Here is a 9,691-nt window from a genome sequence, read left to right on the forward strand (position 1 = left end):
CTTTGCGACATTACTTTCTATACCCCTTTACATACACCGTCCGGTTCGCCACGGCAGGGGCCTGCCCTCCGGTGCCCCGTCGGGTTTCCACAACCAGGGTGGGCTCCCAGGGCGTGCCGGTTGGGGCTTCCAGCCACAATGTCTGGGTCATTTCCGCTTCTATCCAGGCCCCTGTTTTGGGGTGTTGGTAGGGGACCTGGGTGGTAATCACCAGACGATTACCTTCCCACCGGCTGGTGGACCGATAGGGGCGGGTGCTGCGCCCCATCGTATTGGTGTTTTCAGAAAGCGAACCGTCCAGGCGGTAGCGGTATTTCTGCAAGGGCTGGATTTCCCTGGGAATAAACGTAACCCGCTCTATTTCCAATTGGTCCGGGCGGTGGATGATGGAGATTTCATCACCCCACCCGCTTCCCAGGGCGGGGATATCGGGCGTTTCTTTCCGGTTGATGACGGATACCCGGTGCAGTTCGGCCGTAGACCAGCTGCCGGAAAAATCCGGGTTGGGCAGGGCATTAAAGGAGGTATCCGTTTTGCCCCGGTCCGTACGCTCGTACGTAGGGATCCACTTCCCGGAGCCCACTTTGGGAGGCAAATACGGGTCGGCCGCGTTGGCGCTGGCCGATACCCGGGGGTATTGCACCAGGGAGGCTTCATAGGCATGTACAATGGAATCCATAATGCCGATTACCCAGGGGTAGTAGTCCTTAACATCGATTTCCTCCTGCGGGTCCACCCCAAGGTCAAAGAGGCGCACAAGGTTGTCCGGGTCGGGGTCCGGGATTTCGGTTAAATAGCGGTACCAGAGTTTCCAGTCGTGCCACTTCACGGCCATTATCTCCCCCCTCCGGTTCATGATAATGGCGCTTTCCCGGTTGGAATGGGGCTGGGCGGCTTTCAGGAAGGGCAGTTGGTTTACCCCATCGATAAACCGGTCGTTGGTTTCGGTTGGGGTCACCTTTGCGGCAGCCAGGATGGTAGTAAACAGGTCGGTTTCATGCACCACTTCGTTGGACACCTGCCCGGGGGGAATCTGCGCGGGCCATCGGATCACCGCCGGGGTCCGGATGCCGCCTTCCATGGCCGAGTTGTAGTACCCCCGCCAGGGGCCGGGGTGGCCGCGCCAGGGCCGCCGCATTTCCGCCCCGTTGTCGGTACACCAAATTACCAGGGTATTCTCTTCTATTCCGAGCCGTTCCAATTCCTGAAGGAGCAACCCCACGTTGAAGTCCACATCGGCCATGGAATCGGCCATGTTCCCTGCCCCGGTAACCCCCTCTTTGTCTGGGTGGGGCAAGGCCGGAAAATGCAGTTGGGTCATGGGGTAGTACAGGAAAAAGGGCTTGTTTTTTTGTGCGTTTTCCCGGATAAAGCGGACCCCGTGCTCTGCCGCCTCCCGGTCTATGGTGCGCCGGGCGGACACATCGAAGGGTTTTACTTTTTGGGCGGTTTCCCCCGCTTTCCCCTGCCAGATATAGGTGAGTTCCTGATCTGCCGGAAACCCTTCCATGGACGAAAACTGGGAGACATGGGTGGTGCCGGGAATTCCGTACCACTCGTCAAAGCCCTGGTCGGTAGGCTCCCGTTTCCCCAGCCAGTTGTCCCCACCAATGTCCCATTTCCCAAAAAGGGCCGTGGCATAGCCGGCGGTTTTCAGGCGCTCGGCAATGGTGTTTTCCCAAAGCGTCGTCCCTCTATAGTAGTCATCCCCGGCCCGTGTAGCATACCGCCCCGTCAGCAGGGCGATGCGGGACGGGGTACAGGAATACTCCACGTTGAAGTTCGTAAGCCGGATGCCTTCCTCCCCAATCCGATCGATGTTCGGGGTGGGCACCCCCCGGGCACCCCCGAAGGAATTCACTTCCCCAACCCCCAGGTTATCCGGGAAAATAAGGACGATGTTCGGGTGCTCCTGGGCGCTCAATGGCGCGGTAAGCAGGAGGCACAGGAGGGTACAGAGGATGGAGAAGGACTGTTGCTTCATATGCTGCGGGCTGATGGTCAGTCAATGTAGTAAAAAATCTCGGGGATAGGGCGGAATCATACCATACCCCTTGTAGCCTACTGCTCCAACACCCCTTCCAGTTTGGTTTGCAGGTCTTGCTGATGTGAGGTTGCATCCTTTGGTAAACCCACAATATGGCGAATGACCAGGTTCTGGTCTAGGACCAGGGTCTTCGGATAAAGCTTAACGCCAAGGTTTTTGATGTAGCTTTTGGAATCGATCAGATGTTGGAAGTGAAAAGGGTGCTCCTGCAAGAAGGCGGTAACTTCCGGGGCTTCTTCGAAGGTGATGGCCACAAAATTCACAGTATCGGCAAAATGAGACCTCAGGGCGTTAAGTGCCGGGATTTCTTCTATGCAGGGGGCGCAGGTGGTAAACCAGAATACAAGTAGAGTGGGCTTCCCTGCCAGATCTTCCGAAGAAAGCCTGCCTCCCTCTAAAAGCCGGAGGTCAAAGGGCGGAAGGGCAGTGCCCTCGCGCTGGTTAACCGCTTCCTTGAGCAGTTCCTGAATTACAGCCGGTAGTTCTATAGCTGTCGTGTCTGGCTGTTGGGCCTGTATAAGCCCTTAAAAACAGATCAGCAAAAGGAGTATACGTGGATACCTGGCCATAGTTAAAATCGTAGGGAGCGGTTCTGTTTTTTTACGCTTCGGTCCAAAAGGGAAGCCAATCCTAGTGCAAGCAGAGCCAGGGCGGCAACACCTATTCGCAGACCCGGGTGGATTTTTGGCTGAACCGAAAATGCCACGGCAAAAGGTACTCCAAGAATAACAGCCCGATGCAGGTAGAGGTTATTTGGTACAAAACGCAGTTTAGAACGTAAAAAGGCCCTGAACTTTTTAAGCTTCTGTTTAAACAATTCATTGCGGAAAGAAGGTATTTTTTCCAGTTCCAGGTATTGAATGTAGCCGTGTATGACTTCCAGTTGTTCCTTTTCCAGCTCTTTTTCCTTTAAGCTTTCCAGAAGATCGATGAAGTTTCCGAAGGTCTGGGATTCTGACTTGTTGCTGGTCAGACGGCGTTTCTTTTTCAGGAAAACAATAGTGGCGTTTAAATCCCTGGTTTCAGAAAGGGAATTCGGTCCCAGCAATTCTTCAAGATCGGCTCCCAATGCGGTGGCTATTCTTTTTATGGTTTCACCTGTTGGTTGGGATTCGCATTTTTCAATGCGCTGGATGGTACGTAAACCCACATGTGCTTCCTCGGCCAAATATTCCTGAGACATACCGCGAAGCGTTCGTAACGCTTTAATTTTAGATCCAAGCTTCTCTGATTCCATTTTTGGTGTTTTTGTTTCGGCAAATGTATGCCGCAACCCGGATGACCTCTTGCGTCAGGATGCCGCCATCTATGCGCCAATTGATAGAAATGTTTGGGAGGATAGTTGGTGGCGCGGGGACTCTTGGCTACAAGGACTCTCTTTCCCTGTCCAATTGCGCCTTTCGTTCACGTGCCTTCTGCAATAGTGAGTCCAGGTCTTGCCGGTTAAAATAGCGTCCGTCATTCACTACGGCAAAAATATCCTGGGTGGCTTTAATGTCCAGTAGCGGATTGCTGTTTAGGATCACCAAATCGGCTTCTTTGTGTTCTTCCACAGTAGCCTTTTGGCTCAGAACCCCCATAAATTCAGCCCCGTTAATGGTGGCACTCTGCAGGATTTCCAGGGGTGTCAGGCCAGCCTCTTGAAACAAAACCAGTTCCTGGTGGAGGGAGAGGGCGGGGTATACATAGGTGTTGAGCGCTGCTGCATCACTCCCCGCGAGTAATTTGATGCCCGCCTGGTTCAGATAATAGACCTGTTTGGCCGTCAACGCATACCGGTCTTTCCGCTCCTGTTTCTGCTGAGGGGTCTCATGGGCCATCCTATTTATCCGCCATTGGTAATTGGCGGTAAAGCGCTGGGTCAGATAGTCCAGGAACAGATCCCGGGAGTGGTCGTTCTCATCCAAAAAAGCCAGCTGCTTCCCGCCGATTAATGTCGGGGTCACGGCAATGCCGGTCTTACTCAGTTCCCGGTAGGCCAGGTTGGCCTTTTGCTGATTGAAGGCGTCACTATAGTACTCGCGGGCTCCTGCTGCGGATATTTCCCCGGTCCTGAGTTGTTCCACTATGCGTTTTTCATCGGCTCCCAACCGCAGCAGATAGCTGGCGTGTTCAATGCTGCTAAAGCCGGCATCTACCACTTCTTGTATGGTTAAATCCATGGGTACGTGGCCCGAGACCCGGAAACCTCTTTTTTTCGCTTCCCGAACACTGGTCAGAAACAATTCTCCGGAAAGGGTATTTTCGGTGATTTTCACCAGATCTACCTTATAGCCTTCCAGAGTATCCAGCATTTCTGCCAGTTCCTTTTCATTGGCAATTTCCAGATCCCCTTTCCAAATGGAGTTTATTCCCTCCAGTTTTCTTCCTGCGGTAAATATTTGAGGCCCTAATTGTTTATCCTCCTCAATTTCGCCCCGCCAGGCAAGCACTTGTTCCCCAAGGTCACTCGCCATATCCCTGACGGTGGTAATGCCATAGGCAATAAAAACCGGGAGCAAGGCCAGATTATCCGCAACCAGATCCTGCCCTTCCAGGTGGATGTGCATATCCCACAGGCCGGGAATGATGTATTTCCCGGTAATATCGATCTCGTTTTCGGGGTTAACCAGAGCCTGGAGATCGGTGTAATGCCCTATGGCCAGGATCATCCCGCTGTCTATCAGGATGGCCCTGTTCTCCAGGAGAGCACCGTCCCGCACATCTACGATGGCACCATGGTTTAACAAAATAGCATTGTCCGATACCTGAAGTTCGGTTTTCGTGCCCGGGTTACAGGACCCGATAAGGATCAGTAATATTATAAATCCGGTTGCTTGTGAAATTCTCATAGACTGTTGTATGGAGGGTTTACCATATAGGTCCCTTCCAAGGGACCTACCATTTCCTACCAGATATCTATAGCTTCCGTAAACTCCGTATCGCCGGTGACCATGATTACCAGTCTGGACGGCACAAAGCTGTTGCCTTTATACTCCGGTTCTGCGGTAAAACTCAGATTGTCTCCCGCATCCAATAAATCCTCAATGCGCTTGTCTACCCGTGTTTTGAATTCGTGGACAAATGCCGGAACGTAGAGCGTATTCACGGGCTTGTCATCACCGCCAAACTCCAAAGGCATCAAATATATTTTGGATAATTCCCCTTTTTCGTACAGTGCAATGGCTTTTTCCCTGCTGTCCACGGCACTATAATCGAGTGGGTTTTCCGTTTCCTGGGAGAAGGATTTAGAAGCTACAAGGAGGATTGCAAAACACAGGATTACATTTTTCATCTGGGATATTCTTTGGGCTACGAATTATTTGGTCTGGCGCTATGCCTGGTTGGCAAAGGTTTTTTAAGCCTTAATTGATCTTCTTGTAAATCGCCTGGAGGACTAATAAGCCGTTTTCGTTCGGATAGTACATGAGCAAACGGCGTTTGCTCAGTTTTATCCTGCTTTCGAACAGCTCCTCTTTTCCGTCTTTGTCTTCCGTCATAAAATAATAGCTACCCTTTTTATCCATTCGCCCGTTTTTAATATCGGGTTCGATGTCCTTGTAAGTAGGCCAGTCCTTCTGGTCCTCAAAGGACCAGATCCTTCGCGTATACGAAAGGTCCGGGTGAACCTCTATGGTGCTTACAATATAGAGGTCTTCAAAAACATAATCGTGCCACAGATAAAGCGGATCTGTACTTTGCCCCACCATTCCCGAGAGGGTAAAGGTCAGCAGGAGCGTGAGAAGGGTTTTTTTCAAGCGGTTTATTTTTGGGTTGTCTTTTGCTACTCCTTACTGCTAACAGAAATTAAATACGCCATCATCATTTCATCGGCCTTTTCGAATCGCTTCATCATATTCGGGGCATCAATATCATCGATATTTTGGAGGGTTAAGTTGTCTCGAAATGTTCTTTTAAGCGCATCCATAATTTTTTGAGTCGGGTCTTTTTTTGTGCAATAATCTTTTATCCTGCCTTGAAGCGCTTTATCCAGATAGAGGTTGTTGAAATAGTTCCTCGCCTTTTCATTGAGGATAAACGGATTATCAGCTTGAAGGAAATTCAGTAAGGACAGATTCATCATTACAACATTCGCTTCCTCTGAGTAAGGCCAATAAAGGGGGACTTCAATTCGCTTTGATTTATCCGCATAAAACTGCGGCTCGTAATCATAACTGGGCATCACAATATCGGGTGCACGATCTTCCAGATCATTTGCACCATAAGAACTATAGTACATAAAATCCCGAATCTCTTCGTTTTCGATAGGTATTGTCTTGTACATGCTTGGGGTGCTGACAATGATCGCATCGACCCTATCCGGATGATTCTCCGCAATGTGAAACATGACCTGTGGCGCCGTGGTTCTGCCAACCAAAGTGGCGCTCTCAATGTTCATTTCATCCATAAATGACAGAATATCACTGGCGATGTTTTCTACCTTGTAGATATCATCACCATCCTTGTCAGAACTGCCATAGCCTCTGTAAATGGGAGCATAAACGCGATAATGCTTTGAAGCCTCAGTGAGCATATTCTTCCACATTATATAGTTCTGGTAATAGTTAAAATCACTCTTTAAAGCCGAGGCATTGTGCACGCCCTGTATATGTATTAGCACTTCACCCTCCCCTCCGAAGTCCATGTATTCCATGTTCATCCGAGAAGTCTTAACCATTTTAGCCTCATACCCTTCAGAAGTTGGGTTTGCTTGTGTTTCCACAGGTTCTGAGTTTTGTCCATAGATGGAGAAGATACAGAGGTATAAAATGGCTGTTACTACTGATTTCATGGATTCTTGTTTTAATGATGCACAATGCTCCGGGGTATGCGTATGAGCAGACTTCACTGATGAACCTTCAGGTTTTGTTCTGACCTGTTTTTAACACTATCCTTTGGTTATAACTTTTAATTGCAATGCGTGCTACCCAGTGTGGGCATATCGTTATTTCGCTTTAGATAAAAAGCCTAAGCGTTCTCCCATTAATAGGTGTTTGTATGAGTGTCCATCATCTTGTTTTGGCGCATCTAAGGTGAAGGTGACCCCATCCTGAAAGATCATAATTAAATCCGAGCCGCCAAAGGCAAAATGGCCCAGCATATCGCCCTTAGACACCTCTGTTCCTGGCGTAATGTTTTCTTCGAAGTTTACAGACCCGACAACGCCCATCCCTATGGGTAGTAACGCCACAAGGCCGTATTGCTCAGTTTCAACAATGACACATCCCCTTGTTTCTACGGATTGCCAACCTGTTTTGGCGGTTGGGTTAAAGGCGTATCTCTTGTTTTCTTCATCCCACCAGAGTTGTCCGCCGGTTGGGTTTATGCCCTTAATTATTCTCGACTCCTTAATTGTGCCGCCTACAGGAAAGTGATATCGGTGGTAATCATTCACATTCAGAAAGGAATGTGTGAAGGTGCCATTGGCGAAGGCGTCTTTGTATGGACTGTCCTGCCCAATAAGCTTCGATATGGATGTAAGCGTGGCCGACTTTACAGGAACACCATCAGGGTCCATCAGATTGGAGTTTTCGTCAATGGCCCAGACTCCCATGGGTTGTGAATCTGCAAATGAAACCACCACCGAATGGTCATCAGGGCTGGCAATAGGTCGCATTTCCGGGGATTTCAGATATCTCGCAAAGAACTGGTTAAAGGTTTTCCAGTTTGCAGGATCTTCGTACCACCCCTCTTGTAATCCGAAGGCCGGGTCGTTTAAGGCGAGTTGATAATTTTCTTCATTCCAGGAATCCTCAGTATCGAGATAGGCCCCCCATGATTTATTAAAACGGATAATCCATTGTGCGAAAGGCTCATAATACTGCAGGGAGTTATTTACCAGCCCTTTGTTTTCTAACTCGGGCAGGGGTTGATCGATAAGAAAGTAGAACGTGCAGAAGCCCTGGAAAATATGATCAAAAATCTCGGGATATGCTTCCTTTTTAACCACCGCCCAAGGCATTCCTGTCTCTACCCAGCTTACCAATTCAAAGTATTCCTCCAGACTCTGGGCCGGGTTGGTGTTCCTGTCGGGATTGATTTCTTTGGCTTTCTGAATCGAAGACTCAAGCAGAGATTTTAGTTGCGGGTCCTTGTCCAGTAGTGCTATCAACTCCTGGGTGGCCTTGCCGTATGTTACTTCTTCTTTTGGTGATGAGCAGGAAAACGAGAGAAAGAAGACTATCAGTATGAGGAAGATGTTTTGAGGTATTTTCATAAGACAATGAGGTCGGTTTGTTTCGATTTTTTGAATTCCGTGAAGAAGGCCACCTACTACTTTGTTCCAGGTGTGTTGCATATTAAAAGGTGGTTTCAAAGACAAACAGCCCAGGTTTCAGGGAGTTTCCTGGGGATGAATTTCAGTTTCTTAAATGTAGGGAATTTTGTTTTGGGGAGAGGGTAGCCATGGGGCATGCCCCATGTTGGAGGGCGTTTTACCTGTCGGTATACAGTTCTATGGCCTTTACATATTTCATTCCACCATCCTTGGTTTGATCGAATAAGAAACCATTTAATTCCGGATGATTTTCCATGACCCAGCTTTGCAGGGCATTGACATTTTTTTGCCAGGTCGTATCGTTAAACACAACATTGGTTCTTGCTATACGGGTAATTTTGCCATCTTCAAACCGGATAACTTCTTTCCAAACGGTTGGTTCTCCATGAAGCAGCTTTATCCTGGCATCCATTTTTGAAATCCTGGATCTGACCCATTCTCCATCCTGTTCTATTTCCAAAACCGTATACGAAGGATTGAATAAGGAATCCCACCTTAACCAATCCTGTACATATTCATTTTTTGAAAAAGTCTGTCTGTAGTTGTAATCGGTTTCAATCGTAGCTAGACTATCTCCCAGGAGGGTTTTCATTTGGGCTCCATCGAAGCATTGAAGCGCCTCATAGTATTTCCGGGCAATTTCTAAGTTCCCATGCTTCTCATTCTTTTTTGCACAGCTCGCGAAACTGAAGGCGATTAGTAATGCAATGAAGTAGGGTCTTTTCATTGGTGTCATTGGCCAAATGTGATACCCGGTGCTGTAAGCTGTTTCTAGCGGCCCTTATTGTCCTATTTGTTGTTATTGAAAAGTTTCATAATCCAGTTCGAATTATTGTCAGGATAAAAGGACTTATGTCTACTGAATCTATGAACCCAACCTTCTTCACCAAAGATTTCTCCATGTAGTCCGTCAGATAGTTCTGCTACATTTTTTCCGTTCATATAAACTTTTAGTCCATCGTCTAAGTCGTTACTTTCCTGAATGGCGAATAGAAAATCATGCATAGCATTTTCGAGTGCTTCTTCCAATACATCTGCTACAACTTGTTTCTGGTTCAGAGTAAATTTTGAAAGTTTAGCATGTAACTCTTTTGATTTTTTATCACGCCATTTACCTTTGATTAGGCCTTGGAACGCGTCAATTTGTTTATCTCTCAACTTTTCAACGACCAGTTTTCCAAACTTATCTAATGGATCATTCATTGAATCTATTGTTTTAATGGCGTTCAACGCCCCTGAAGACTTACCCCTTTTGAAGGCTTCCCTGTTTTTCGGACAGTTTAAAAATCAACTATTTTTAGATCATGAAGAAGAGCAGATTCACAGAAACGCAGATTGTTTCCATGCTTCGCCAGTATGATGCGGGTATGAAGGTCACGGACATTTGT

11 protein-coding genes are annotated in these 9,691 nt (G+C 48.1%); 1 reads left to right on the top strand and 10 read right to left on the bottom strand.

Annotated elements, in window-relative coordinates:
* Positions 1-10: 10 nt before the first annotated feature.
* The 10 genes from CA832_RS12490 to CA832_RS12535 form a co-directional block, all read right to left on the bottom strand.
* The gene (locus tag CA832_RS12490) at positions 11-1,984 is read right to left on the bottom strand and encodes a sulfatase-like hydrolase/transferase (protein WP_088341933.1); all 1,974 of its coding nucleotides are present in this window, start codon (positions 1,982-1,984) and stop codon (positions 11-13) included.
* A gap of 77 nt (positions 1,985-2,061) precedes the next feature.
* A complete protein-coding gene (locus tag CA832_RS12495; protein WP_088341934.1) occupies positions 2,062-2,565 on the bottom strand; it encodes a TlpA family protein disulfide reductase in 504 nt (167 codons plus the stop codon).
* Positions 2,566-2,618: 53 nt separating this feature from the next.
* Positions 2,619-3,284, bottom strand: coding sequence for a helix-turn-helix domain-containing protein (locus CA832_RS12500; RefSeq protein ID WP_088341935.1), 666 nt, complete (start codon positions 3,282-3,284; stop codon positions 2,619-2,621).
* A gap of 127 nt (positions 3,285-3,411) precedes the next feature.
* A complete protein-coding gene (locus CA832_RS12505; protein ID WP_088341936.1) occupies positions 3,412-4,878 on the bottom strand; it encodes an amidohydrolase family protein in 1,467 nt (488 codons plus the stop codon).
* A gap of 56 nt (positions 4,879-4,934) precedes the next feature.
* Positions 4,935-5,321, bottom strand: a complete 387-nt coding sequence (locus CA832_RS12510; RefSeq protein WP_233131802.1) for a hypothetical protein — start codon at positions 5,319-5,321, stop codon at positions 4,935-4,937.
* Positions 5,322-5,391: 70 nt separating this feature from the next.
* Complete coding sequence (locus CA832_RS12515; RefSeq protein ID WP_143542391.1) at positions 5,392-5,784, bottom strand: hypothetical protein; 393 nt, start codon at positions 5,782-5,784, stop codon at positions 5,392-5,394.
* A 26-nt stretch (positions 5,785-5,810) separates the two neighbouring features.
* A complete protein-coding gene (locus CA832_RS12520) occupies positions 5,811-6,818 on the bottom strand; it encodes an alpha/beta fold hydrolase (protein ID WP_088341938.1) in 1,008 nt (335 codons plus the stop codon).
* 153 nt (positions 6,819-6,971) lie between these two features.
* Positions 6,972-8,324 (bottom strand): phosphatidylserine decarboxylase, encoded by a 1,353-nt coding sequence (locus CA832_RS12525; RefSeq protein ID WP_198944485.1) that lies wholly within the window; start codon positions 8,322-8,324, stop codon positions 6,972-6,974.
* Positions 8,325-8,460: 136 nt separating this feature from the next.
* Positions 8,461-9,030, bottom strand: a complete 570-nt coding sequence (locus CA832_RS12530; protein WP_088341939.1) for a nuclear transport factor 2-like protein — start codon at positions 9,028-9,030, stop codon at positions 8,461-8,463.
* A gap of 62 nt (positions 9,031-9,092) precedes the next feature.
* Positions 9,093-9,506, bottom strand: a complete 414-nt coding sequence (locus tag CA832_RS12535; protein ID WP_088341940.1) for a DUF6547 family protein — start codon at positions 9,504-9,506, stop codon at positions 9,093-9,095.
* Positions 9,507-9,607: 101 nt separating this feature from the next.
* On the opposite strand from CA832_RS12535, the gene CA832_RS15310 reads away from it, so the two are divergent.
* A partial coding sequence (locus CA832_RS15310; RefSeq protein WP_394335753.1) for a transposase occupies positions 9,608-9,691 on the top strand: 84 nt, incomplete at its 3' end.

The sequence above is a fragment of the Robiginitalea sediminis genome (assembly GCF_002198115.1).
Classification (GTDB): Bacteria; Bacteroidota; Bacteroidia; order Flavobacteriales; family Flavobacteriaceae; genus Robiginitalea; species Robiginitalea sediminis.